Source organism: Candidatus Woesearchaeota archaeon (genome assembly GCA_021734105.1).
Lineage (GTDB): Archaea > Nanobdellota > Nanobdellia > Woesearchaeales > SKGA01 > SKGA01.
Map to the genome: position 1 here is coordinate 1 of JAIPJP010000003.1, position 25509 is coordinate 25509.

At 36.6% G+C, this 25509-nt stretch carries 23 protein-coding genes and 2 tRNA genes; 13 read left to right on the top strand and 12 right to left on the bottom strand.

The annotated features are described in order from the left end of the window. Both K9M74_00630 and K9M74_00635 read left to right on the top strand, forming a co-directional pair. A partial coding sequence (locus K9M74_00630) for a hypothetical protein (GenBank protein ID MCF7798388.1) occupies positions 1–251 on the top strand: 251 nt, incomplete at its 5' end. 69 nt (positions 252–320) lie between these two features. Further along, entirely contained in the window at positions 321–1517 is a 1197-nt protein-coding gene (locus K9M74_00635; GenBank protein ID MCF7798389.1) for an ATP-binding protein, read from the top strand. Positions 1518–1814: 297 nt separating this feature from the next. Here the strand turns inward: K9M74_00635 and K9M74_00640 are convergent. After that, positions 1815–1903, bottom strand: a tRNA-Leu gene (locus K9M74_00640). Positions 1904–2331: 428 nt separating this feature from the next. Here K9M74_00640 and K9M74_00645 point away from each other — a divergent pair. The 5 genes from K9M74_00645 to K9M74_00665 all read left to right on the top strand — a co-directional run bounded on the left by K9M74_00645 (position 2332) and on the right by K9M74_00665 (position 6509). Continuing rightward, positions 2332–3489: a hypothetical protein gene (locus tag K9M74_00645; GenBank protein MCF7798390.1), complete on the top strand. Its 1158-nt coding sequence runs from the start codon at positions 2332–2334 to the stop codon at positions 3487–3489. A gap of 158 nt (positions 3490–3647) precedes the next feature. Continuing rightward, complete coding sequence (locus K9M74_00650; GenBank protein ID MCF7798391.1) at positions 3648–4271, top strand: MBL fold metallo-hydrolase; 624 nt, start codon at positions 3648–3650, stop codon at positions 4269–4271. An 83-nt stretch (positions 4272–4354) separates the two neighbouring features. After that, on the top strand, positions 4355–4636 hold the full coding sequence (locus K9M74_00655; protein ID MCF7798392.1) for a DNA-directed RNA polymerase subunit K: 282 nt from the start codon (positions 4355–4357) through the stop codon (positions 4634–4636). 54 nt (positions 4637–4690) lie between these two features. Further along, positions 4691–6133 (top strand): proline--tRNA ligase, encoded by a 1443-nt coding sequence (gene proS / locus K9M74_00660; protein MCF7798393.1) that lies wholly within the window; start codon positions 4691–4693, stop codon positions 6131–6133. Positions 6134–6143: 10 nt separating this feature from the next. Further along, complete coding sequence (locus tag K9M74_00665) at positions 6144–6509, top strand: nucleotide pyrophosphohydrolase (protein ID MCF7798394.1); 366 nt, start codon at positions 6144–6146, stop codon at positions 6507–6509. A 7-nt stretch (positions 6510–6516) separates the two neighbouring features. Here the strand turns inward: K9M74_00665 and K9M74_00670 are convergent, their stop codons facing one another. Both K9M74_00670 and K9M74_00675 read right to left on the bottom strand, forming a co-directional pair. Then, positions 6517–6972: a hypothetical protein gene (locus tag K9M74_00670; GenBank protein MCF7798395.1), complete on the bottom strand. Its 456-nt coding sequence runs from the start codon at positions 6970–6972 to the stop codon at positions 6517–6519. Beyond that, positions 6969–7934, bottom strand: a complete 966-nt coding sequence (locus K9M74_00675) for a hypothetical protein (protein MCF7798396.1) — start codon at positions 7932–7934, stop codon at positions 6969–6971. Before K9M74_00675 ends, K9M74_00670 begins: the two co-directional genes overlap by 4 nt. A 194-nt stretch (positions 7935–8128) precedes the next feature. Here K9M74_00675 and K9M74_00680 point away from each other — a divergent pair, with 194 nt between their 5' ends. Together K9M74_00680 and K9M74_00685 are read left to right on the top strand one after the other, a co-directional pair. Next, positions 8129–8680, top strand: coding sequence for an SET domain-containing protein-lysine N-methyltransferase (locus K9M74_00680; protein MCF7798397.1), 552 nt, complete (start codon positions 8129–8131; stop codon positions 8678–8680). Positions 8681–8747: 67 nt separating this feature from the next. Beyond that, positions 8748–8846, top strand: a tRNA-Arg gene (locus K9M74_00685). 163 nt (positions 8847–9009) lie between these two features. Here the strand turns inward: K9M74_00685 and uvrB are convergent. The 6 genes from uvrB to uvrA all read right to left on the bottom strand — a co-directional run bounded on the left by uvrB (position 9010) and on the right by uvrA (position 17030). Further along, on the bottom strand, positions 9010–10947 hold the full coding sequence (uvrB, locus tag K9M74_00690; protein MCF7798398.1) for an excinuclease ABC subunit UvrB: 1938 nt from the start codon (positions 10945–10947) through the stop codon (positions 9010–9012). A 50-nt stretch (positions 10948–10997) separates the two neighbouring features. Continuing rightward, the gene (locus tag K9M74_00695) at positions 10998–11249 is read right to left on the bottom strand and encodes a type II toxin-antitoxin system RelE/ParE family toxin (protein MCF7798399.1); all 252 of its coding nucleotides are present in this window, start codon (positions 11247–11249) and stop codon (positions 10998–11000) included. Positions 11250–11255: 6 nt separating this feature from the next. Further along, on the bottom strand, positions 11256–11495 hold the full coding sequence (locus tag K9M74_00700; GenBank protein MCF7798400.1) for a hypothetical protein: 240 nt from the start codon (positions 11493–11495) through the stop codon (positions 11256–11258). 111 nt (positions 11496–11606) lie between these two features. Continuing rightward, positions 11607–13154 carry an excinuclease ABC subunit UvrC gene (gene uvrC / locus K9M74_00705; protein MCF7798401.1) on the bottom strand — a complete coding sequence of 516 codons (1548 nt, stop codon included), beginning with the start codon at positions 13152–13154 and terminating at the stop codon, positions 11607–11609. A gap of 60 nt (positions 13155–13214) precedes the next feature. After that, positions 13215–14198, bottom strand: a complete 984-nt coding sequence (locus K9M74_00710; protein MCF7798402.1) for a hypothetical protein — start codon at positions 14196–14198, stop codon at positions 13215–13217. A 33-nt stretch (positions 14199–14231) separates the two neighbouring features. Continuing rightward, positions 14232–17030 carry an excinuclease ABC subunit UvrA gene (uvrA, locus tag K9M74_00715; protein MCF7798403.1) on the bottom strand — a complete coding sequence of 933 codons (2799 nt, stop codon included), beginning with the start codon at positions 17028–17030 and terminating at the stop codon, positions 14232–14234. A gap of 56 nt (positions 17031–17086) precedes the next feature. Between uvrA and K9M74_00720 the strand changes: the two genes are divergently transcribed. Both K9M74_00720 and K9M74_00725 read left to right on the top strand, forming a co-directional pair. Further along, on the top strand, positions 17087–17419 hold the full coding sequence (locus tag K9M74_00720; GenBank protein ID MCF7798404.1) for a hypothetical protein: 333 nt from the start codon (positions 17087–17089) through the stop codon (positions 17417–17419). Between the two features lie 209 nt (positions 17420–17628). Beyond that, the gene (locus K9M74_00725) at positions 17629–19632 is read left to right on the top strand and encodes an amino acid permease (GenBank protein ID MCF7798405.1); all 2004 of its coding nucleotides are present in this window, start codon (positions 17629–17631) and stop codon (positions 19630–19632) included. 55 nt (positions 19633–19687) lie between these two features. Here K9M74_00725 and K9M74_00730 read toward each other — a convergent pair whose 3' ends face one another. The 3 genes from K9M74_00730 to K9M74_00740 all read right to left on the bottom strand — a co-directional run bounded on the left by K9M74_00730 (position 19688) and on the right by K9M74_00740 (position 22926). Further along, on the bottom strand, positions 19688–20686 hold the full coding sequence (locus tag K9M74_00730; protein ID MCF7798406.1) for a dihydroorotate dehydrogenase-like protein: 999 nt from the start codon (positions 20684–20686) through the stop codon (positions 19688–19690). A gap of 77 nt (positions 20687–20763) precedes the next feature. Beyond that, entirely contained in the window at positions 20764–22182 is a 1419-nt protein-coding gene (locus K9M74_00735; GenBank protein MCF7798407.1) for a hypothetical protein, read from the bottom strand. A gap of 21 nt (positions 22183–22203) precedes the next feature. Continuing rightward, a complete protein-coding gene (locus tag K9M74_00740; protein MCF7798408.1) occupies positions 22204–22926 on the bottom strand; it encodes a hypothetical protein in 723 nt (240 codons plus the stop codon). A 115-nt stretch (positions 22927–23041) separates the two neighbouring features. Here K9M74_00740 and thrS point away from each other — a divergent pair, with 115 nt between their 5' ends. Then, positions 23042–24952 (top strand): threonine--tRNA ligase, encoded by a 1911-nt coding sequence (gene thrS / locus K9M74_00745; GenBank protein MCF7798409.1) that lies wholly within the window; start codon positions 23042–23044, stop codon positions 24950–24952. 36 nt (positions 24953–24988) lie between these two features. Continuing rightward, positions 24989–25465: a hypothetical protein gene (locus K9M74_00750; protein MCF7798410.1), complete on the top strand. Its 477-nt coding sequence runs from the start codon at positions 24989–24991 to the stop codon at positions 25463–25465. Positions 25466–25509: the final 44 nt, after the last annotated feature.

Here is a 25509-nt window from a genome sequence, read left to right on the forward strand (position 1 = left end):
TAACTTTTTTAATTAATCTATCTTTTTTCTTCATTGGAAAAACAGCCTCAATCTGTTTTTCCCTCCCACAATGCTACTTTTGGCAGTGGGAGCATATATTTCTTTCTAAAAAGTTAGAGACTTGGGACAAACCCCTAGAAAACAAGGAAAACCAAGCAGTCTTCCCCGCATCATTCCAAAAGGTTAATAGCCCCGCCCAACGGGATACCAATCGAGCGATTTCTAAGGACCTCCAAAACCAACTATTTTAAGATAATTTAAAAAATAGTCATAACTATTTTAGAAATATTTATATATTAGTTATGGTGCCATATATGAATATGAAAAGAAAATTATATCAAAAACTCCTAAAAGAAAAAGATTCAAAAAAAATTTCAATAATTATCGGTCCAAGACAAGTAGGAAAAACAACTCTTCTAAAACAACTTCACGAAGAATTAGGAGGCCTATATGTAGATTTTGACATACTTGAAAATGTAGAACGATTTGAAACATATACTAAATTCATAAATTCGCTTCAATTAGAAGGTTATAACGAAAAGAAACAATTTTGTTTATTTATAGATGAATTTCAGAAGTACACAGATCTTACAAAAATTCTAAAAAATATATACGATAATCATAAAAACATTAAAATTTACGCTACAGGTTCATCATCAATAACAATAAAAAACAACATACAAGAATCTTTAGCTGGCAGAAAAATACTACACAAAATATATCCTTTAGATTTTGAAGAATTTTTAACATTTAAAGAAATAAATCCAGATAAATTAGAAAGATTAACTAAATTCAAAGGAGATCTCCCTAAAACAGAATACAAAAAAGAAATAGAAGAATTCATGCAATACGGCGGATACCCAGAAGTAGTCTTAAGTAAAAACAAAAAAGAAATTCTCGCAAGCATTTTTGACACATTCATAAAAAAAGACCTCGTAGATTATCTTAACATAAAAGAAATACTCGGAGTAAAAAAACTCATACAATACCTAGCAATAAACAACGGTGGAAAGCTAAACATAACAGATATTTCACAACAATTAAACTTAACAAGAGAACAAATCGAAAATTATCTTGAAGTATTAGAAGAAACATTCATTCTAAAAAGAGTTACTCCATTCTTTACTAATAAGAATAAAGAGATAGTTAAAGCATATAAAGAATACTTTATAGACCCAGGAGTAAGAAACTACTTTTGCAACAACTTCAACGAAATGAACATAAGAAATGATAGAGGATTCTTATTTGAAACATTTATTTTAGGAGAAATAATAAAAAACTCTGATTATGAAATCAAATTTTGGCAAGACAAACAAAAACACGAAGTGGATTTTATAATTGACAAAATACACGAACAAATTGGACTAGAAATAAAATACAAAGAAAAACTTAAAGCAGAAGATTATCAAGGAATTAAATATATAAAAGAAAAAATAAAAAGATGCTACATAATTAATTTAATAAAACAAGATGAAAAACACATATTACCATTCTCAACTAGACAAATAGTAGAATAAATAATTCTTCAATCGCAAATAATATGAGATAGCCCCGTGGGGGTAAGTTCTTTATAGAAAAAAGTCAAACATTAACAAAAAAATAAACTCCTAAAAACCGAACAAAAAGGTACAAAGCCCCGGGCGAGAAACCGCCCAAGGTAATAATCTCCGCTTAAAATGTGGTGGGTGTTGTTCACTGGAGAAATAAAGGTATGCGGGGGGAGGGATTCGTGCACGAAAACAAACATTTTCGGCACCCTAAAGGGAACAAGTTCAAATCCTAGCAAAAAAAACAAGCAGAACAATAAAAAAAAATGGTGCGGGGGGAGGGATTCGAACCCTCGGACTCACTAAGAGACAGGATCTTAAGTCCTGCGCGTTTGACCAGACTTCGCTACCCCCGCAAAGGAATATACTTTGGTTTCTTGAGACGAGTGAATGTAAAATTCTAACAAGCCCTGCAAAGTATGATTTAGAGACAGAAAGCCCTTTTTAAATGTTACCCATACACTCAAGCCTTACAACCCCTTAATACCTTCAATAGCTCCGTTTAGAAAAGAATTAATTTTTCTACTGCGAAGTGCTTTGCACATTTAATCATTTCTGACTGTCGCGAAGAGGTATTGCGTTCTATGAACGCGAGAAAGACATCGTCTCGCAGCACATGCTCAAAAATTCAGAACAGTTTTGGCACACCTACCGACGAATGGTGTCGACTCCTGTTTGTACTTCAAGGCAACAGCCACTTTATGTGCAAAACCACTGCGAAGAAAACATTTAAAAACAATAAGAACTGTAAATACAAGCATACGTACTCATAATACAAGGTGATATGATGAAAACAACAATTGTTACAACAATGATACTTTTTATATTTCTTGCAAGCACGGTTCTTGCACCAAGCGAAGATATACTCCGCTCAACCGAAGATATAATAACCACTCAAGAAGATGCCGTTGCTTGCTGTCTAGCAATGACTCCAGATTGTTTGGCATGCAGCGCAGGAATGACCACCCATAAATACTGTCAAGAAAATCCTCAAACAGAGGGCTGTGAACGATTCCTTAATCAAACAACAGACATAATACCTGTAACAGAAGAACTAGAAAAACGACTAGAAGAAGAAAAAAATGAAATAATGAACACCTATCGTAAAGAAGCTGAAGTATTTAAAAATCAAATTATGGCAACATACGGTAACGATACGCAAGCAATACGCACAGCATATCAAGAACAAGCCAGAGAAATAATTCAATCTTACAAAGGAGATGTCAACAAGCTTACAGAAGAATATAAAGCAATGAATAAAGAAGAACTTGAAGGATATGTTCAAGCACAAAAAGAATTCTATGCTAAAGAAGTAGAAGCAAAAAGAGAACAACTTAAGAAAAAAGAACAAACCATTCTTGAAGAACAAAATCGTGTTCACGTGGCAGTCCAATCAATGATTGCAATGGAAAACATGGCAGGCAGTATTGGAGAAAATATCAGCACACTTGCAAAAGAAATGAACAATCGAATTAAAAATATTACTTCACTTAAAGAACAAGCTGCAACAAAAAGCGGCTTAGCACGATTCTTCGCAGGTGGAGATAAAGAAGCAGCAAGAGAACTTCATAAACAAGCAAAAGAATTTGGAGAAAAAATTATTCAACTTGAAGCACTCAAACAAGAAACAACACTTGACGAAGACGCTCTTGTAATTTATGAAGAACAAATTGAAGCACTCAAACAAGAAACACAACGAGTATTGCAAGAAGCACAACAAGAAGCTGATCGTGGACTACTCGGCTGGATATGGCAACCAAAAGTAATAAATGATAGTGAAGCGGAAAATATGTTCGGTCAAGTCGTTAAGATGAGTAGACGAGAATGTAAATCAAAAGGTTGGGATTGGGATAGAAGCAGAGACGTAGGGCTACGATGTCTAAAATCAGGAAGTGGTGGAGCTGACGACGAAAAAGTTTATTATACCTATAATTTTGGGTAGTATCATAAATACTATGCTTAAAGTAATATACCCAACTACATAATTTTCTTTTTTAATTAGTAGAGCTTTGCTCTAGACGCCAAAAACCAAAATGTTTTTGAGCGTTTAATTTTCCTTTTCAATTTATGTTTAATAGAATCAATAAATAGGCGTTGTTTATGACTATAAACATTCTCACGTGTAAAGTAGGCGAGTTAAAAACAAATTGTTATTTGCTCATAGCGGGTGATGAGTGTTTGCTCATTGACCCTGGTAGCAATAACCATCAAGATATTGCAACAATACAAGCAGGCATTAACGATAAAAAATTACGAGCAGTCATATACACGCATAACCATTTTGATCACGTTATGGGCGGATATTATTTCAAGAATGTTCCCCACTACATGCATCAAGCAGATATAAACACACTTGAAGAGAACAGTACCTATTATCAAGCAAAGCGAAACCTAAACATAATACTTCCTGAACAAATAGAACCATTACAAGAGCGTATGAATATCGGAGCATTCTCATTTCAAATTATCCACACACCAGGACACTCCAAAGGAGGCGTTTGCTTGTTATTTGCTGAAGAGAAATTCGTTCTCACGGGCGATACCTTATTTTGCGGCACCTGTGGCCGAACAGACCTTCCTCACGCCAGCACTTCGGAGATGAAGGCAAGTTTGAAATTATTAGCTGAACTAGACGATGAGCTGAGTATTTATCCAGGACACGGCAGACCAAGCAGCATAGGTGCTGAGCAAAAGAGCATACAAGCCCTCATAGAACAACTATAAAAAGCGACCACAACAAAACAAAACGCATTTAGTCTCCTTTCAGAGTAACCTTTATAAATAGAAACGGACTCCTTGACCATACTATGGCAGCTAAAGCTAAAAATTCTTCAGGCGAACAATACGTTGCAGAAATTAATAACGAGCTCAAAGAAGGAGAATTTACCCGCTACGAAAAGGCACGTATCATCGGTTCTCGATCATTACAAATTGCACAAGGAGCTCCAACGCTTATTAAACTCAGTAAAAAACAGCTTGAAGAACTTAAATACAATCCTATTGAAATTGCAAAAAAAGAATTTGCAGCTGGCAAAATACCTATTTCTGTGAAGCGATCACTGCCTCACGAAAAACCTAATTACAAGTAGGTACATTTATTAAGAACCTTATCAAAAAAACATTCAGAGGTAGGTGGAACCATCATGAAAAACGAAGTTGGTATTACAGTAAAAAAAGAAGATGACATGTCAGAATGGTATACGCAAGTCATTCAAAAGGCAGAAATGGCAGATTACACACTCGTCTCAGGATGCATTGTGTATCGGCCAAGATCATATGCAATATGGGAAAAAATTGTACACGCAATTGACTTAAGATTTAAAAAATCAGGAATACAAAATACATATTTTCCACTATTTATACCTGAAAGCCTGCTAATAAAAGAAGCAACACATCTTGAAGGATTTAGCCCTGAAGTCGCATGGGTTACCCACACAGGAAATACTAAACTTAACGAACGATTAGCAATACGACCAACAAGCGAAACCATTATGTATGACTCCTATAAAAAATGGATTCGTTCATACAGAGATTTGCCACTTCGACTTAATCAATGGAATAATGTTGTCAGATGGGAATTCAAACACGCAGTGCCCTTTCTTCGTGGGCGAGAATTCTTATGGCAAGAAGGACATACCGCATTTGCAACAAAAGAAGAGGCAGAAGCAGAACGAAAAGAAATTATTAACATATATAACGAAGTTATGGAAAATTATTTAGCCATACCGAGCATTATTGGTAAAAAAAGTGAGAAAGAAAAATTTGCAGGCGCAGAATATACTATTTCTTTAGAACAAGTATTACCCAATGGAAAAGCAATACAAGGACCTGACTTTCACCACGATGGACAAATATTTGCAAAAGCATTTGACATCACATTTACTAATCAAAAAGAAGAGCGAGATTATGTCTATCAGAATACCTTCGGATTTACAACAAGAGTAATAGGTATTATGCTCATGATACACAGCGATGACAAAGGACTTGTTCTACCACCGAAACTTGCAGAAACACATGTTGGTATAGTTCCTATCTTTGCAAAGGACAAAGAAAAAGTTTTAGAATATGCAAATAAACTTCGCGACGAACTACAAAAAAACTTTTTAGTTAAAGTAGATGATAGAGACGAATATAGCCCAGGATATAAATTCAATGAATTAGAATTAAAAGGCGTTCCAATACGATTAGAAATAGGACCTAAAGACATAGAAAAAAATCAAGTTGTCCTTGTAAGACGAGATACAGGTGAAAAAGAATTTGTAGAAATGTCAAAGGTGGAAACTAGAGTAAAAGAACTACTTAATGAAATTCAAAACAATCTATTCACCAAAGCAAAACAACTCCTCGAGCAAAGCGTCGTAACTGTAGAAACATATGATGAACTCAAAGAAGCAATAAATAACAAAAAAATTGTTCGCGCACTCTACAGAAATAAACCTGGAACTGATGATGAAGAAAATATCAAGGCAGAAACAGGCGGCGCAAAAGTTCTTAATATAGAACTGGAGCCAGCAAAAACATCTGGAAAATGCGTGTATAGCGGCGAACCAGCTCAGTATTACACCTACTTTGGAAAAAGTTATTAAATTCTAAAAAATGGCCGAAGACTTTTATGCGCTCATTAAAGAAATCAAAGCATTTAACAAAGAGCGAGACTGGGACCAATACCACAACCCAAAAGATTTGTTAATTGCAATGATGAGTGAAGTAGGTGAACTTGCAGACCTTTACCGCTGGCTGGAGCCAGGCGAACTAGAAACGGTCTTAGCAACACCTGAAAAGAAAACTAAAGTCTCTGAAGAACTCGCAGATATTTTTTCTTTTCTTATTATTCTCGCATATAAAAATAATATTGACTTGCTTGAAGCCCTCAAAGATAAACTAGAGAAAAATAAGAAAAGATTCGATCCAGCAAAAATGAAAGGAGTTCACTCCAACGTGCTGGAAGGATTTAAACGATAAACAATTCTTATGCAGATTTATAGCTTGAAGTAACTGCATTAAAATTAAATTCTTTTGCTAGCGGAAGATATTCTAATTCAATTTTTGTTACTTGATTATTATATTCAGCAGGAGTTTTAGTATAAATCCACTGAAGATGATTAATTAAATCATTTACTGACTGAACATCAGGAGAACTCCCCATAAAGTCTTGTGCAGACAATTCATCTAAAGATTTGAGTTGAATATTTTTTATCTTTACAGGGCGCGCAATATCCTTGAATCGTGGAGGAATCATTAACGCATCGTTACCCGGCTGCTGAATAACCCTTGCAGTTACTAATTCGCCTGGTTTATAACCACGCCATTCAGGATAAATTCTATTACCTGGACGATAAATAGTTGTCAATAAACCATGTTCTACTAATGATTCATACTCTTTTCTAAAGGCTATTTCATCCCGAGGTAATTCTAAACGATTCATAGAGCATCCCTCATAATACTTTCTAGTTTGCTATCGGGCACATCTTGTAATGGCGCCATAATCTTTAGTGCGGGTACTGCTTGATAAAGATTCATACTTTTTCCATTGTGAATTTTATATCCTGCATTTTTTGCAAGTTCTAAAGTTTTTGATAAGTCTTCAAGTAAAATATCAGCAACAATAGCATCTTTTGGCAAATGAGATATGTTCTTCTTAGCAATAGCCAGGTCTTGATTGTAATCATTTGTTATTGGACCAAACGCGCTATACGCTTTGAAAGGATCGGCGCCTTTGTTTGAGGTGTTAATTACTAGATTAGCTGTAGCTAGTTGTGCACCGATATCTTCTTCGCCACCTGCAAAAGCAGTCGTGTACGGACTAATTAATTGTGCTATCTTTTGCGCTTTTGCAATGGTTCTATTTAGAACAGTGATTTGTTTTGGATGAGCGCGCGCTAATTCATACGCAATAGGAAGAGCAGTTCCGCCAGCACCAAGAAGCACGATATTTTTGTCTTTTACCGCATCAGGAAATTCTGCTGTTAACCCTTTGTAAAAACCAACACCGTCAGTATTGTATCCAATGAGTTTATCATTTTCTTTTTTAACAACATTCACACTGCCCGTTATTTTTGCAGAGTCATCAAGCGCATCAAGATACGCAATTGCTTTATCCTTAAACCCTGAACCAACACCGCCACCAACATAGAGTGGATCGTTTCTAAACGTTTCAAAAATCTTTTGTGCGTTCTTTGGGTTTGCTACAACAAATGCCGTTTTATAGTTAGGTAAGAATTGGTCAAACACTGCGTTATGCATGGCAGCTGATCCACCGGGATAATCATGGTCAATAGGAATAAGTAATAAGTTATAATCTGCTAACCTTTCCAAATCTAACTGGTTGTTTTTTGGCTGCTTAGCAAGCGTAATTGTTCCGTCATCAAATAAATCTTTAATTGCCATAACTGTCACCTTTCTGTATAGGTAGAGAATGCAACCATATTTATAAATAAAGCGAACGAGTGTGCACCAGTGGGTGAAAAATGCACTACCGAAATATTATTTGCCACGTTGTAACTCATAAGATACAAATCTAGGCAATAGCACAACACCATTTAAAAAGCAAGGTTTATAAAACAAAACTTAATCGTGAGCGTATGAATGATTGGTTTATAGTTAGGGAATCAAAAATGCTGCCGGGAGTTAAAGGAGCATTCGCACTTAGAGACATACCTCGAGGCACACAAATAATCGAATACAAAGGAAAGCTTATTTCTAAAGAACTCTCCGATAAGCGAGCAAACGAACACCGCAAACAAGGAGAACTCTGGATATTCACACTCAATAAAGCATACGACATAGATGCAAGCAGACAAGGCAATGATGCACGATTCATTAACCATAGTTGCGAGCCAAACTGCGAGGCCGTTAATTACGACGATGAAGAACTCTGGATAGAAGCAACACGCGATATTAAGAAAGGAGAAGAACTCACGTACAACTACGGATTTGATGAACCTGACGAAGCATACCCTTGCCTGTGCGGCGCAAAAGGCTGTCGAGGCTGGATAGTTGCTGAAAATTATAAATTTTCACCAGGTGAAAAAGAAAAACTAAAGGCCCTGCAAAAAGAATTACTTGCAGAACTAGCTCATCTAGAGAACGCAACTCACTTCGTAACCGAGAAAAAGAAGAAAGGAACTGCGTAAAAATCACTTATTTTCTATTCTGAAGGATAAGCTTTAAAAACAACATATTATTCTATTTATATATCGTGGGCCCGTAGCCTAGCCTGGATAGGGCACCAGCCTTCTACTTGCCGTTTGGCATGAAGCAAGCTGGGGATCGCGAGTTCAAATCTCGCCGGGCTCACCATCATCCTATTCTGCACAAACTATTCTGCAACTGCACGGCGAACCGGAACACTAGTGACACTATCGCCGGGCTCACCATCATCCTATTTCTACTAGTTAGGTTTTCAGCGTTCTGTTTTCCACAACACCTGAAAATGGTAGAAATCATGTTCTTAACAAGAACGTTACTCTTTTTCTAAGCGCTGTTGTAGTTGCTTAAGTTTTACTCGAAGCTCAATTGCTAATTCGAAATCAAGCTGGTCAGCTGCACGCTTCATGTCAGCTTCAATTTGAGCCATGAGCTCGGGCAGTTGCGCTTTAGGAATGTGCTTGGTGTCTTTAACAATTGTTGTTTGTTCACGAATTGGTTTAATAATAGTTTTAGGAACGATGTTATGTTTTTTATTGAATCTAAGTTGTATAGAGCGACGACGATTAGTTTCGTGAATTGCTGCCTTCATAGAATCAGTCATCTTATCAGCATACAACACGACATGAGAATCAGCGTTTCTTGCCGCGCGACCAATGGTCTGAATAAGACTTCTTGCGTCGCGAAGAAAACCTTCTTTATCAGCGTCTAAAATACCAATGAACGCAACTTCTGGAATATCAAGACCTTCACGAAGAAGATTTATTCCTACTAACACATCAAACTCTCCAAGACGAAGTTGTCTTAAAATTTCAGTTCGCTCTAAGGTGTCAATTTCTGAATGAAGATAACGGGTTTTAATGCCTTCTTTAGCGAGGAATTCTGCGAGTTCCTCAGCAAGTTTTTTCGTTAAAGTAGTTACTAATGCTCTGAAGCCTCGTTTGATTGTTTTTTGAATTTCATCTTTAAGGTCGTGAATTTGTCCTTCAATAGGTCGGACTTCAACAATTGGATCGACTAAACCTGTTGGTCTGATGATTTGCTCAACAATTTGTTGTGATTGTTTTTTTTCATATTCACTAGGGGTTGCAGAAAGGAAGATTGTTGTTCTCTTTTTGAGATATTTTTCTGTTTCATCAAAACGTAAAGGCCTGTTGTCGTATGCACTTGGAAGTCGGAAACCGTATTGAATTAAGTTTCTCTTTCTTGCACGGTCACCATTTGCCATAGCATGAAGCTGAGGAATAGTCTGATGGCTTTCATCAATAATGATAATGGAATCATCAGGGAAATAATCTAATAAGGAGAATGGTTGCTCGCCAGGTTTTCTTCCGTCCATGTGGCGCGAATAGTTTTCAATGCCTTTGCAAAAACCAGTTTCTTGAATCATTTCTAAATCATACATGGTTCGTTGTTTAAGGCGATGTTCTTCTAAAGGCTCCAGTTCAGGCAATGTTTCATCAAGTTCATCTTTAATCGAAATCATTGCTTTTTTGAGTTTATCATCTGGTGTGACAAAATGTTTTGCAGGATAGACAAAATAATAGTCTACTGTTGTAATAGTATCACTTGTTGTGTTTTCAAGTTCTGCTATACGTTCTATTTCATCACCAAACATTTCAATACGCATGACATTGACATGCGAGCCTGGAACAAAATCAATCGTATCACCTTTCACTCGGAAACGTCCTGGAGCAAGTTCTGTGTCATTTCTTTCGTATTGTGCGTTGACAAATTTTTCAATTAATTGTTTTCTTGAAAGTTGTTCTCCTTTCTTTACTTCAAAACCCATTAAGTGAAAATCTTCAGGATTACCTACGTTGTAAATTGCGGAAACTGATGCGATGACAATTGTATCATTTCTTGAGAGAAGAGATGCAGTTGCCGCCATACGCATACGCTCAATTTGTGGATTAATCTGCGCATCTTTTTCGATGTATTGATCTTTAGAAGGAATGTAACTTTCTGGTTGATAATAATCATAATAGGAGATAAAAAATTCCACTCGATTCTCTGGAAAGAAATCTTTAAACTCTTGATAAAGCTGTTGTGCGAGCGTCTTGTTATGGGCGATGACGAGAACTGGTTTGTTTGCCTTTGCGATGACATTAGCCATAGTGAAGGTTTTACCGCTTCCAGTGACACCAAGGAGGGTTTGTGTGGAATGAGGTTTTTTCATGCCAGAAACTAGGTCAGCGATTGCATCCTCCTGAGAGCCCTTAGGCTTGAAGTCTGAAACGAGCTTAAAATCCATGGCTAATGGTGGGAAGAAGGAGCTTATAAGGATTGTGGAGGTGTGTCCAGTTATTTTTTGTAAATCCTACTTCGATGACCAACTTCAAGCACAAGAATGATGAGTTTGTTGTCGACAATATCTGCGATGACTCGGTAATCACCAACTCGTAATTTATACTCCGGACGATTTGTTAGTTTGATGAAATAACGATGAGGATTTTCTTTTGTTTCCTCTAACTTCTTGAAAATTCTTTGACTAGCAGAGCGAGGGAGTTTGTTTAAAACATCTCCTGCGTTTTTACCATAAGATAATATATACATTTGAATTTACAAACCTAAACGTTTTCTTACTTCTTCTTCAGTATAATATTCGCCTCGTTTGTAGCGTTCTCTTGCGGCTTGAATATTGCGAATTGTTTCTTCACTTAATTCAGGTTCATCTTCAACATGTTTTGCAATGAAAACTAATTTGTTAATAACCTCATCATAACTTTCGTTCTTGTATTCTCTGAATGTGTCAAGTTTTGATTTAGTTTCAGGTTGCAATTTAATCGTTGTCGCCGTCATAAGTATACCGAGGTATACCGAAGTATATAAGTGTTTCTACATCCTTTAAAAAAAGTTGTATGAAAAGAAATGAGAATTGGTTTGTTAAAAGCGCTACGTGGGCTTGACCAGTTATTTGAATAAAGATTTCTTTCTTAATAGTCTGTTGTAGGTGATAGCGAAGCGATGCGCTTCGTCTCTAATGTTTTGCAAGAGTTGTAAACCTTTGTTTGATTTACTAAGTCGTAAAGGTTTTTCCGCCCCTGGAATGTAGATTTCTTCGTGTTTCTTTGCAAGACCAATGATAGGAATTTTGATATCTAGATGTTTTAAGGCTTCCAGTGAAGCTGAGAGTTGGCCCGCTCCACCGTCGATAATAATAAGGTCAGGGAAAGGTTGGCGTTCTTCTTTGAGTCGCTTGTATCTGCGCGTGACAACTTCAGCCATAGCAGCGAAATCATCGTTTCTATCAAGTTTAATTTTGAAGCGACGATAATTATCTTTGAAGGGTTTACCGTTTCTAAATTGCACCATAGAAGCAACAGTTGACGTTCCTGAAAGGTGCGAGATATCAAAACACTCCATAACAGCTGGTTGCTGGGAGAGGTTTAATGCTTTTTGTAATCCAGCTAATTTTTCATTACTTGCAAAGAATTGTGCTGTAATATTGGTTTTGACAAGGTCAAGTAATTGTTTCTTAGAACCACGCTCGGGCTTAGTGAACGTAGTTTTTGAAAAAAATGATTGTAGTACATCACTCACTTTGATTGGCAAGATAACTTCTTTAGGAATTTTATTAGTTTCATAAAACTGCATAAGAAATTGTTCTAAGAAGTTTTCAGTCTCAGGAAAAACAAACTCTTGTTTGTTGTGTAATATTCCTTGTTTAATGTTAAAGAGGAAGAGATATACCTGATCATCATCAATGATGTAATTAATAATATCTTCATCAAAGCGTTTGTCACGCTCCATGTTCTGGCGTTCTTGTAACCAATCAATAGCTGCAATTTGATTTCTTAATAATAATGCAGTTTCATAGTTTTGTGTTGCTGCTGCAGACTGCATTTCTGTTGAGAGTTGTTTGGAAAGTTCTTTGGTTTTACCTCTTAACACCATTGCAGCCTTGTTGAGTTGTTGTTGATACTGCGCTTTGGAAACTTTGTTGACACACGGCGCTGTGCAAAGTCCTAAATGATAACGTAAACAAGGACGTTTTGGTAACGTCTTGCAGGTTCTGAGTTGGAAAGAGTTGTTGAGAGTTTTTAGAATTTCATCACGAATTTGGCCAGAGACGAATGGTCCGAAGAATTTTCCTTTAGAAGTTTTTTGTCTAGCAAGAATGAGACGAGGAACAGATTCAGCAGTGAGTTTGATGTATGCGTAACGCTTAGCGTCTTTGAGGTTGATATTGTATTTAGGTTGATGTTTTTTGATAAGATTATTTTCCAGAATTAAAGCCTCATCCTCGGTTTTAGTTACAATGAAGTCAATGAGTTTAATTCTTCCCACAAGAGCCTGCGTCTTAGGGTCGTGGTCTTTTTTTTGGAAATAATTGCTCACTCGCTTCTTAAGATGCTTAGCCTTACCCACATAGAGGATGATGTCCTTGCCATCTTTGAATAAGTAACAGCCAGGAAGGGCAGGAAGCGAGGAGAGGTCAATAGCAGTCTCTGAAGCCATTTAAAAAGGTAAATCCTTAAGGGATTTAAAGGTTGTGGGAAAAAACTAAGATGAAGGAGATCATTTGAAATGCTGCGTGATAAAATCAGCTAAATGAATAATATCTTGTTGCATAGCCTCTAGCGACACACCTTTAGGAAATAAATTTAACGAATCACGTTCACCAGATTGACTGGGCATAGTTAAATGAAAGGAGAAACCTTTACGATGCAATGCTTTTTTAACCAAAGGAAAAACTTTGCGAATATCATCATGATGAATTTTCCCCTGATGAGGGAACAACACCACAGCCCACACATCTTGAGTGCCAATTTCTAATGCAAAACCATTCTCACCTACAAGATGCTTGCAGATCTGCCCAACGTAATCAATCTCATGCTTTGAAAATTCAGACCTATCTTTTTTTGTAATTCCGACTGTAGACATAAATGAAGAAGAACCTACAAGTCTTTCAAAATACCAGTTAATAACATTTTGTTCATTATAACTACGTATGACGGAAACTAATTTTTTCAATTGAGAAGATTCTTTAATTCTCACCCAAGGATAAGGATTACCATGATCAGCATGACCTTGACAAGATTGCTCTGTTTTAAAACCAAAATAAGAAAGCGTTGCAACAAGCGGCTTAATTAACGGATCAACACCATGCCCTAAGGCATCGCCAATTCTATCAATGTGGACATCACGTTTATCCAATTCTTTTTTTAAACGATGATACGTTTTAACTTTTTGAAGAAGTTCATGAGATTCTAAAGCTTTTATTCGTTCAAGGAGCACTAAAACTTTTTCAAACGATCCTTTTTCCACATCCAATAATGCTTCTTGTGCTAACACCTGTAATTGTTTGCATTCTAAATATAACTCAGTAGAACCAGTTTCTTTTTTTATTGCAAGAAGTTCCTTTCGTTCAAATTTTAAAATGAGCTGCAACAATCGTTTTGTTTGAGCAACGTTCGTTTGTTGAATTTCCTGTTCGGCACGCTTTACTAAACGAATAATCTGCACAATATAATCCATTGATGATTTAGAGAACAGACCCATAAGAACAATGTTCAAATTCGAACTATTTAAAACTTACAATAATTTCTTTAAGAACTGGCCGGTGAAACTCTTTTTTTCTTTTGCGACCTCTTCAGGTGTACCCTCTGCAACAATTTCCCCGCCAGCATCACCGCCATGCGGACCAAGGTCAATAACATAATCAGCCGATTTAATCACATCAAGATTATGCTCAATCACAATAATCGTATTGCCTTTTGCAACCAAACTATCTAGCACACTAATAAGCTTTCTTGTATCGTGAAAATGCAAACCAGTTGTTGGTTCGTCAAGCAAATAAATAGTGTTTCCTGTTCCACGCTTAGCCAGCTCACGCGTTAATTTAATTCGCTGCGCTTCACCACCAGAAAGCGTGTTTGAACCCTGACCAAGTTTAATATAACCAAGACCAACATCTTGAAGCGTTGCAAGTTTATTCATCACAATAGGCACGTTAACAAACACAACAGCAGCCTCATCAACCGTCATATCTAAGACTTCTGCAACTGTTTTTCCTTTGTAATGCACCTCTAAAGTTTCTTTATTATACCTTGTTCCCTTACACTCCTCGCACTCAACAAATACGTCAGGTAAGAAATTCATTTCAATTTTAATCTCGCCATCACCTTGACAATGCTCGCACCTTCCACCCTTCACATTAAACGAGAAACGTCCAGGCTTATACCCGCGAACTTTCGCTTCTTTAGTATCAGCAAAGAGTTGACGAATAGGATCAAAGAGTTTTGTGTACGTTGCAGGATTACTGCGAGGCGTTCTTCCAATAGGTGATTGGTCAATTTCAATTACTTTATCAACATCCTTATCAAACTTTATTGATTTATGCGCGCCAATATTTTTTTTCGAATGATAAATTTTCTTCATGAGTGCCGGATACAAAATATTACCAATTAATGTCGACTTTCCACTACCAGAAACACCAGTAATAGTAGTTAAAACACCAAGCGGAATTTTCACATCAATATTTTTTAGATTGTGCTCAGTACACCCAAAAACATGCACAAACGATTCACTTACGCGTCTTTTAGTTGGCGTTGGAATAGAAAGTTTTCCTGAAAGGTATTTCCCTGTTAAAGATTGAGGATTTTTTTCAATTTGCTTTGGCGTACCTTCGGCAATAATTTTTCCACCCTGAGCGCCAGCACCAGGACCTAAGTCAACCACGTAATCAGCAGCACGGATAGTATCTTCATCATGCTCAACAACAATGAGGGTGTTTCCAATATCACGCAGACGCTTAAGCGTATCAATTAATTTTTTATTATCTTTTTGATGCAAACCAATAGAGGGCTCATCAAGAATGTATAAGACACCCGTAAGATTAGAACCAATTTGCGTTGCTAAACGAATACGCTGCGCTTCACCACCAGAAAGCGTTCCCGCGCTTCTTGATAACGTTAGATACCCCAAACCAACACGCTTCAGAAACGTTAATCGTTCACGAATTTCTTTAAGAATTTGTTTAGAAATTTCTTTATCTTTTTCTGAAAGTTTAAGACTTTCAAAAAATTCTAGCGCGTCATAGATTGAAAAGTCAGTTGTTTGAATAATATTTTTTTCAGCAATACGCACCGACAATGCCTTGCTATTAAGCCGCTTTCCCTTGCACACCGGACAAGGAGAAACTTCCATAAATTTTTCGAGTTCACGACGACGATAATCAGACTCTGTTTGTTGATACAGCCTATCACATTGCGGAACAAGCCCTTCCCACATACCATGATGTGACCAGTTTGCTTCACCGCCTTTCATACTCATCTTAAAATGAATGTTCTCGCCAGAACCATACATGAGCGCGTCATATTGTTCTTCTGTTAAATCCTCTATAGGAGTAAATACATCAAAACCAAAATGTTTAGCAACAGCAGCTAAGTGTTGACCACGCCAGCCATCAACAGCGTTACGATATACAGCAATTGCACCATCAACAATAGATAATGAAGGATCAGGAATCATGAGCGTTGGCTCAAACTCCATTTGCACACCTAAACCTGAACAAGACTCACACGCGCCAAACGGACTGTTAAATGAAAACATCCGTGGTTGTAATTCTGGAAAACTTAAGCCACACGTAGGGCACGCATGTTGTGAAGATAGGAGTTTTTCTTTATTTTTACTATTAATAACAAGTAATAAGCCACCGCTTTTTGCAAGTCCTTGCTCAACGGCATCAGCAAGACGAGTTGCATCGCTCGCTTCAAGTCTATCAATCACCACCTCGATATCATGTTTTTTGTATCTATCCAGTTCAAACTTTGCATCACTTCGTTGCAATTTCCCATTAATACGAACACGCGCATATCCTTCTTGATGTAGGTCGGCAACAAGTTTTTGGTATGTTCCTTTTTTCTGGCGAACAATTGGTGATAAAATAGTAATTTGTTCTTTGTAGTTTTTAGTAATATCTTTAGTGATTTGCTCAGCAGTACGACCTTTAATAGGAATATCATGGACCGGACAATGCGGCGTTCCCACACGAGCAAAGAGTAAACGCAAATAATCATAGATTTCAGTGACCGTACCTACTGTACTTCGCGGATTCTTACTTGTTGTTTTTTGCTCAATAGAAATTGCCGGACTGAGTCCTTCAATACTATCCACATCGGGCTTATTCATTAAACCAAGAAATTGCCTTGCGTACGCCGAGAGCGATTCCACATAACGCCTTTGTCCTTCAGCATAAAGCGTGTCAAAGGCCAATGAAGACTTCCCACTACCCGAAAGACCAGTTATTACTACCAATTTATCACGAGGAAGCGTTACTGAAACATTCTGCAGATTGTGCTCTCGAGCACCCTTGACAACAATATCTTTCATACCCTGATGGAAAAGAGGTGTTTTTATATAGTTTATGAAGGCACCTGTCCAGTGCAATGAAGAAAGAAGAACAAAAAAAAGAGCATACTGTAAAGGAAATTCCTTGCCACATCAAACATCCAAACCACATCAAAGGGTTTACTGGAAGTATTGATGAGCTCGCATACGCCATCGGTAACACGACATATGATGTGAGTGTGGACGTTTTAGGAAAGCTTGCAGATGACTACACGCGACAAGCAGATGCCGATAAAGCAAGAGGGCGAGTGCAACTTGCAACACAATTATACAAAACAGCTGAAAAGCTGTATGAAGCACGAGATGCCATGCAACAGGCATGGAATATCTGCAAACCATACATGCAAGTAAAAAAAGAACAAAAACAATAGGCTTTGTTCTAAAAGGAATACTATTGTATACTGCGAAGCACTATTCTTGCTACGCTTCAAAATTTTTATCGACAAACAAGTTTATTTTACGCATAAGCATAAAATTTGTTTGCCTTTACATTACTTCAAGGCAGTATACACAAAGTATTTTGAACAGAGCCCAAAAACAATAGAATTCTTTATAAAGAACAAGTATGAGCAAATAGTATATGGAAGAGGTAGGGGCGAGAGCAGGACAACCCGAAGTTACTGTAGCACAAGAAGAGGCAACAGACCAAACCATTCCAAACGAGAAAGGAAAACTCGGCTTTCTCACGATTCTTCTTATCACTATTAACTCCATTATGGGAACAGGTATCTTCTTTTTACCTGCAGTAGGCGCTCGAGAAGGAGGACTCCTCTCCATATTCTCCTGGATTGTTATGGGTCTTGTTGCCATTTATTTTGGTATGATGTTTGCAGAACTCGTAGGACGATTTCCTAAAGAAGGAGGTGTCTATGAATACGCAAAGGAAGCATTCGGGCATTTCCCCAGTTTTCTTTTAGGTTGGATGAGCTTTATTGCAGCAAACGTCACCATCGCCATGCTTATTGTGGGCGCAATCAAATACATTGGGCCAGTTCTTCCTAACAGCTATCTTATCATTGCAAGCATCATATTTATCATCATGTTTAACTTCATGGCATTTAAAGGTTTAAAGACTGGAGCTGTCATGCTTGTTGCATTTGCACTTATCACTCTTACTGCAGTCTTTGGCATTATGATTCCAGGACTCATTCATTTTAACATAGATAATTTTTCAGGATTTTTTTCAGGAAGTTTTGCACCAGCAGATATTGCAACAGGAGGAATACTAGGGATGGGTATTGCAATATTTGTTGTTATTTTTTTTATTGCAGAAACATTTTTTGGATGGGAAACAGCAACGTTTCTTGCTGAAGAAGTAAAAAACCCTCGAAAAGTCATGCCTAAAGTTATGAAGCTTGCAACTGTACTTATCGCCATATTTTGTTTGCTTTTTGTTATCGCATCATTCTCACTTATTCCCTGGCAAACATTTGGTCAATCAATCACACCACTATCAGATCTTGCAGCAACCGTATATGGTATACAAGCAGTACCTATTTATGGAATACTCGTTTATTTAGCAATCATAGGTAGCGTTGCAGGATGGATAGTTGCAACGCCAAATCTTATTTTAGCACTTGCAAAAGATAAACTTTTTTTAACACAACTTGCAAAAAAACATCCAAAAACAAACACACCCTACAAAGCAATTATCTTTCAAACAATTCTTACAAGCATCTTAGTTATCCTTGGCGCTGGAAACTATGAAACACTTTTGCATCTTCTCGTGCCACTTGTATTAATCTTATATTCAAGCGTCGTACTTAGCCTCATATTTATCAGAAGAAAATATCCTCACACCGACACCTACAAAGCGCCCGGAGGAAAACTCGGACCAATACTCCTTATTTTGTTTGCGCTCGCACTTGTTGTTATGTGGATATTGCACACGCCAGGAGCAATGCACGCAACACTTATTATCTTTTCATTCATTTTTTTTGGAATACCAATCTATTTACTCCTTATCTTTTATTATGATCCTGAGGCAACTATACGATTCCAAAATAAAACATCAATATTATCTTATCTGTTCGAAAGATTTTTTCTTCCAAAAAGAATACAAAGAAAATTTCTAGAAAACACTCAAATCAGAGGAAGAAAAATATTAGAACTAGGTGCAAGTAGTGGACTTATAAGTAAAGCAATAGCTAAACAAGATCCTGCTGAACAAATTATTATTGAACAATCAGAAGCATTAACAAAGTTTATCAAAAAAAGATTAAAACATGCACACAATGTAAGATGCATTTATGATGAACACTTAACAGCAAGAGTACACCCTGAAATAAAAGAAGTAAATGAAATATTTAGTTTTGGAATACTAACCAACTTACATAATGAAGAAATGTATCTTAAAGATCTAGGAGAACTACTACCTGAACATGGAAGAATACATATATTTGATTATGTAGACATGTATAAATTTATTCCAAATAAAGAAATTCTTAACGATATGAACAGACTTAGAGAATTATTTAGAAAAGCGGGATTTGCTATTAAAATAAGAAAAATCAAGGGCGCGTTATGGAATTATCTTATTATCGACGGTATTAAAACAAAAGAAGATGATGTTGTATTTATTTGAAACAAAACAAAAATGTAAACTAAAATTAATGCCAGACTGAAACTAATTCTTTTCATCACTTCATTAATTTATCAGACTTAAGGATTAAGTCGACATATTGCGCCCTATCATACACAAACGGATCCTTGGTTGCTTGTTTAGATAATTTTCCTTTAAAATCAGTAAGAGCCATATAACTTTTATCTTTCATCCACAAACGTAATTCATCAATCATTTTCTCAATATGCTCAGGACCATTATTATAAACAGTGCTTACTACTTGCACTGCACTCGCACCTGCAAGAATCACTTTAATAACGTCTTGTGCATCAAAAACACCATTATTTGCAGCAACTGGCGCTTGAACTTGACCAAATAATAAACCAGCAAAACGAATTGCTAAACGAACGTCATGAGGATTACTCAAATGAAAATTTACATCATGTATTTCTTTTTCTACATCAATATCTGGTTGAAAAAATCGATTAAATAATACAAACCCATCAACACCAATCTCATCAAAAGATTTTATAACTGCAAGCGGGTTAGAATAAAAAACACTCAGCTTCACCCCAACAGGAATGGAAACTGCTTCTTTTACTGCCATAAGCACAGCAATTTGTTCTTCTTCAATTTCTTGAGCAGAAATATCAAATGATTTTGGCGTGTAGTAAAAATTAAGCTCGATGCCATCAACACCAGTCTCTTGTATTTTTTTAGCATACTCAACCCAGGTTTCTTTACGAATACAATTCAAACTTGCAATCACAGGAACATCAACTGATTCTTTAGTTTTTTTCAACCACATGAGATGTTCACTTGGACCACCATGATTTACTTTTGGAAATACGTCAATCATTTCAGGATGAAGTTCATCAAAAGCTTCTGTTTCTTGTTCGAGTTTATGACGTTCAAGTTCTATTTGTTCTTCAAAAAGTGAAGCGCAAACAATTGCTGAAGCACCATGTTTAACTAGTTTTTTAATTTCATCCATATTTGCAGTGAGCTTGCTTGCTCCAGCGATAATCGGATTTTTTAAAGTAATTCCCATATATGTAGTTGATAAGTCGACCATAATTATTCACCTAAGTAAAATAAAGCTAGCGGCGAATATATATAAATATTGTGCAAGAAAAAACAAGAACATACTAGTTAACGAATAACTTGCATAACAATAGTTGAAAGAGGACCAAAATATTCTTTATCCATAATCTTTCTAGCAGGTTTATCTAACATCCTAAAAGGATCTGAGTTAGCCTTAAACAAATCATGTGCATTAGGACCAAACTCAGCATCATATTTATCAAGTAGACCTTGTAAATGTACACTAAAAGATAAAGAAGATAAATCATCTTCTGAGAAATGTCTTGGATGAGGTAAAATGTTGGATAATTCTTTACCCACATCATATACAAATGATTCGCTTGGACGAACAGCTAAATGAATAGACCGGATATATTTATCGGTATCAGGAGAAGGATCATTTCGATAAGAATCTTCTTTCACCATTACTTCATACCTACTATCACAAGCCAGAATTCTTTGCCAAGAACGCAAATGAGCATCAAGCTCTTTTGTTTTAGAATTACTGTATCCAAAAGGAGTTACTATCATAAATCCAAAATAATCATCAAGACTAATTTTACTAAGATTCATATCAGCAATAAAATCTATTTCGGCTTGCGAGAGCAAATTATATTTTAAGGCATCACTAAAAGCCAGATTTTTAATCGGACGAGTAAATGTTTGGATAAAAGGATTTGTTTCCAACTGAGTTTTTTTTCTTTTATCGCGACCTGCTACGTGCTGTGCTAAACGCATATACATTTCAAGACTATATGGTGTTGGCAATCTCCCCTTAAGAAAACCATCCTTATCTAAACGAGCAAGATCTTTTTTCATATTCTCAGCAGTCATAATTAAATTTGCACCAACTTTTGTTTTCGCTTTGTATGCTTCTTTTGCAAATTTATTTGTTAAACTAATTGCTCGCTTTTGCTTTTCTTGAGAATACACAATAGACTCTCTGTTTTTCCCACCAAATATGTTCACTCGCAAGTCAACACCATCCGCAATCCATGAACGATAAGGACCGAATTTTTCTTCAAAATTATTACGCAAATCAACAAGATCATCAACAGAAACATTTTTATCTTTGAAACGAACTTTTTCTTTCAACGCATCAGCATGAAACTTTTTTAATCGAGCTTCTAAATCTTTTGAAAGAACTTTCTTATTAAGAATGGTTCGAAACAAATCTTTTTTATTAGTAATGACCATACTTTCTTGAATACCAGGAGTTTTTTGCGGTTCTTGAATATTAAATGGCACATATAATTTATCATATAATAATTGTTTATGTGCAAAATCACGAAGTGCTCGAATGTTTTCTAGTTTCATAGGAATAACGTGACGCAACGAAAAAGTACGACCATTTTCAGAAAGTGAAAAAGGTTTATCAGTGTAAAAATCATACAAAAATAATGTTTCAATACTTGCTTTTGCTAAATTTTTTAGCTCGCCTTCTTCAAGAGCCCGTGCGTCTTGTAAATATTCAGATATATTATTCATTGTCTATTCACCAAATCATCATTACATAAAATATTTTTCTTTTAGACCACTACACATGCTTTCTCCCCCAATTACATGGTTTGGATTTTGAAGGAAAAAATCAATAGTGAACGGTTTGTTAAGTAAAGATATTCGAGGAGCACCCTGATAATCAGGCCTAGCAATATCAAAAACATATTGTTTATCAGTATTTTTATCAAAAATAGGAATGAATGCATGCGACTCATCATCCCCGAGATAATTTTCAACATACCCAATTGCCAAATTACTCTCGTAATTTGAATCGGAAGTGTCTTTAAGAAGATGATGAATAAGGTATTGACCAACAGAAGCTAATTCTGTACACATCGCATTTCCTTTCAAATCAGATAACGAAGGAATACCCTTGCGAAACAATTTATTTCTTAACAAGGGATCAGGTTGTTTATTAGACATTCCTAAAAGTTGTTGCGCACTCAAAGCAACATATTCAGCTATTGCAAACAGACGAGCATCAAGTTTACTATCCCTTTTTTTAAAATAATCATGTTCAAAAAGATTTGTAAACTTAGGCATAAAACGATTATCAATAAGCTCTCGTTTCTCAGGAGAAAAAAAAGACTTTAGAACACGAGCATCCAAATTATCTATATCAAACAGCAATTCAGGATTAGCACCCATAAAGGAAATACCCGAAGGAATAACATCGCCATGCTGCAATCCATTAATAAGAGCGCCATAATTTGAAGTTACTTGTATGTTCATAAGTATTGTTTGTAGTAGAACTTATTTATATAGTTTTCTATTTGTAACTACTTTTAAGTGACATATTCTTTAGCGCCATAGATTTAAATACGAGGAGAGCCTTTCTAGAGCCACAATGGTAGAAATAACCTTTCCTGATGGGAATAAAAAACAGTACGAAGCAGGCGTAACGGGCCTGCAAGTAGCAACAGACATCAGCGAGGGGCTCGCAAGAGCTGCTCTGGCCGTCGAAATAGATGGCAAATTAGTCGATATAACTACTACCATCACAACCGACTGCAAGGTCCGTATTATCACGTTTCGGGACTCTGAAGGAGTTAAGCTCTTCTGGCACTCTAGTGCCCATCTTTTAGCGCACGCCGTTCAAAGACTCTACCCAGAAGCGCTCCCCACCATTGGTCCGGCAGTAGAGAACGGCTTTTATTACGATTTTGATAATTTAAACATTACGATGGACGATTTTCCCAAAATAGAAGCTGAAATGAAGAAAATTGTGGAAGAGCGCATTGAGCCAAAGCGTATTGAGTATGCAAGCAAAGAAGAAGCAATTGAAGCATTTAAGGATAATCCATACAAGGTTGAAATGATTAATCGACTTGACGAGGGAAGCAGCGCCTATCAACAAGGAGATTTTATCGATCTTTGTCGAGGACCACATATTCCAAATACAAAAGTTATCAAGGCATTTAAGCTCATGAAACTAGCAGGCGCGTACTGGCGAGGAGACAGCAAGAACAAAATGCTGACCCGAGTGTATGGCGTGAGTTTTCCAGATAAAAAAGATCTCAAAGAACATCTACACCTGCTTGAAGAAGCAGAAAAGCGCGACCATAGAAAAATTGGGAAACATCTTGATTTATTTTCATTTCAGGACGAAGCGCCAGGCATGCCATTCTTTCACGACAAAGGAGCATTTATGTGGAACCAACTCGTTAACTACCTAACAGAATTATTAACACAACGAGACTATGAGTTAATCAAAACACCATATATATTGAACAAAGAATTATGGCTCCAATCAGGACATTGGGATCATTACAAAGAAAATATGTACTTTACCAAAATTGATAGTGATGAAGAAAACTTCGCAGTTAAACCCATGAACTGTCCAGCACACTTACTTGTCTACAAGAATAAAATGTACTCTTATCGAGACTTGCCCCTACGCATGGGAGAGTTTGGACTTGTTCATCGACACGAATTATCAGGTGTATTAAGCGGACTCTTTAGAGTACGAATGTTCACGCAAGATGATGCGCATGTCTTTTGCACAGAAGAACAAATTAAGTCAGAAGTCAAAGAACTCATCGAACTGATGAACATTGTGTACACCACATTTGGTTTTGATTACGCTATGGAACTTTCTACCAAACCTGAAAAGGCAATGGGAGATCCAAAGAAATGGGAACTTGCAGAAACCATATTAGAAGAAGTGCTTAATGAGCAAGAAAAAGAGTGGAAATTAAATCCGGGAGATGGAGCATTCTACGGACCAAAAATAGACTTCCACATCAAAGACGCGCTTGGTCGAAGCTGGCAATGCGGCACCATACAACTTGATTTTCAAATGCCTGAAAAATTCAGACTAACCTATGAAGGAAAAGATGGCACTAAACATCAACCAGTCATGCTCCATCGAGCAGTCCTTGGCAGTGTTGAACGATTTTTAGGTAACGTTATTGAACAATTCGCAGGAAAATTCCCGCTCTGGATAAGTCCAAACCAAATCGCAATACTTCCAATTGCAGACAGACACCTAGACTATGCACAACAAGTCGCCCAAGAATTTAAAGTAGCAGGGCTTCGCACAGAAGTTGATGCACGAAGTGAGAGTGTTAATAAAAAAGTACGTGATGCGCAACTTAGCCAGTTTAATTACATCCTCGTTGTTGGCGATAAAGAAGCAGAAGAAAAAACTGTTAACGTTCGCAAGCGGAATAACGAAGTACTTGGCGAAAAGAAACTTGATGAGTTTAAAGCAGAGCTTTTAGCTGAAGTTGCTGAAAAACGAATTAGCAATTATTAATTTTATTTTTTTAATTATTTTTTTGAGGTGAACACAATGGCAACAAAATTAATCATAACAAGTATTATTAATCTTCTTATTGGCGCATTGCTCAACATTATTTCTCTTGAAACAGTTTTTGGCATGATACTTATACCGCTGGCGTTAATTTCATCAATCTTGGTTATTGCATTTATCTTTGAAGATGCAGCAAAAAGAAAACTATCAAAAGCATATGCAGCATTAGGTTTGTTTGTTGGCGGTTTTGGAGGCCTCATATATTATTTTGCCCTAGCAAAAGATAAGCCATATGTAAAGAGCAATCCAGACGAAGATAAAGCTGAAAGAAATAAGTCAAGAACAAGTGCAGCATATTTTAACTTGGTAATGGGAATCATTATGCTCATTGCACTTATCCCTGCAATTCCTTGGAAAGGAGGATACATTAACTGGGGAGCAGTTGGACCTATGCTAGGATTAACATTAATTTTCTTCACCATATTCTTTGCCTTAAAACCAGCCAAACAAAAGTGATTGCTACCTTAGCGAGATAACACATTATTTTAAAGCGATAAAAG

What these genes read in the sequence shown, in the direction of transcription:
- K9M74_00635 (MCF7798389.1), top strand. Translation starts at nt 321, where the DNA reads ATGAAAAGAAAATTATATCAAAAACTCCTAAAAGAAAAAGATTCAAAA.
- K9M74_00655 (MCF7798392.1), top strand. Translation starts at nt 4,355, where the DNA reads ATGGCAGCTAAAGCTAAAAATTCTTCAGGCGAACAATACGTTGCAGAA.
- K9M74_00730 (MCF7798406.1), bottom strand. Translation starts at nt 20,686, where the DNA reads ATGGTCGACTTATCAACTACATATATGGGAATTACTTTAAAAAATCCG.
- K9M74_00735 (MCF7798407.1), bottom strand. Translation starts at nt 22,182, where the DNA reads ATGAATAATATATCTGAATATTTACAAGACGCACGGGCTCTTGAAGAA.
- K9M74_00700 (MCF7798400.1), bottom strand. Translation starts at nt 11,495, where the DNA reads ATGACGGCGACAACGATTAAATTGCAACCTGAAACTAAATCAAAACTT.
- K9M74_00740 (MCF7798408.1), bottom strand. Translation starts at nt 22,926, where the DNA reads ATGAACATACAAGTAACTTCAAATTATGGCGCTCTTATTAATGGATTG.
- K9M74_00650 (MCF7798391.1), top strand. Translation starts at nt 3,648, where the DNA reads ATGACTATAAACATTCTCACGTGTAAAGTAGGCGAGTTAAAAACAAAT.
- K9M74_00680 (MCF7798397.1), top strand. Translation starts at nt 8,129, where the DNA reads ATGAATGATTGGTTTATAGTTAGGGAATCAAAAATGCTGCCGGGAGTT.
- K9M74_00665 (MCF7798394.1), top strand. Translation starts at nt 6,144, where the DNA reads ATGGCCGAAGACTTTTATGCGCTCATTAAAGAAATCAAAGCATTTAAC.
- K9M74_00675 (MCF7798396.1), bottom strand. Translation starts at nt 7,934, where the DNA reads ATGGCAATTAAAGATTTATTTGATGACGGAACAATTACGCTTGCTAAG.
- K9M74_00710 (MCF7798402.1), bottom strand. Translation starts at nt 14,198, where the DNA reads ATGGGTCTGTTCTCTAAATCATCAATGGATTATATTGTGCAGATTATT.
- K9M74_00725 (MCF7798405.1), top strand. Translation starts at nt 17,629, where the DNA reads ATGGAAGAGGTAGGGGCGAGAGCAGGACAACCCGAAGTTACTGTAGCA.
- thrS (MCF7798409.1), top strand. Translation starts at nt 23,042, where the DNA reads ATGGTAGAAATAACCTTTCCTGATGGGAATAAAAAACAGTACGAAGCA.
- K9M74_00695 (MCF7798399.1), bottom strand. Translation starts at nt 11,249, where the DNA reads ATGTATATATTATCTTATGGTAAAAACGCAGGAGATGTTTTAAACAAA.
- proS (MCF7798393.1), top strand. Translation starts at nt 4,691, where the DNA reads ATGAAAAACGAAGTTGGTATTACAGTAAAAAAAGAAGATGACATGTCA.
- uvrA (MCF7798403.1), bottom strand. Translation starts at nt 17,030, where the DNA reads ATGAAAGATATTGTTGTCAAGGGTGCTCGAGAGCACAATCTGCAGAAT.
- K9M74_00670 (MCF7798395.1), bottom strand. Translation starts at nt 6,972, where the DNA reads ATGAATCGTTTAGAATTACCTCGGGATGAAATAGCCTTTAGAAAAGAG.
- K9M74_00645 (MCF7798390.1), top strand. Translation starts at nt 2,332, where the DNA reads ATGATGAAAACAACAATTGTTACAACAATGATACTTTTTATATTTCTT.
- K9M74_00750 (MCF7798410.1), top strand. Translation starts at nt 24,989, where the DNA reads ATGGCAACAAAATTAATCATAACAAGTATTATTAATCTTCTTATTGGC.
- K9M74_00720 (MCF7798404.1), top strand. Translation starts at nt 17,087, where the DNA reads ATGAAGAAAGAAGAACAAAAAAAAGAGCATACTGTAAAGGAAATTCCT.
- uvrC (MCF7798401.1), bottom strand. Translation starts at nt 13,154, where the DNA reads ATGGCTTCAGAGACTGCTATTGACCTCTCCTCGCTTCCTGCCCTTCCT.
- uvrB (MCF7798398.1), bottom strand. Translation starts at nt 10,947, where the DNA reads ATGGATTTTAAGCTCGTTTCAGACTTCAAGCCTAAGGGCTCTCAGGAG.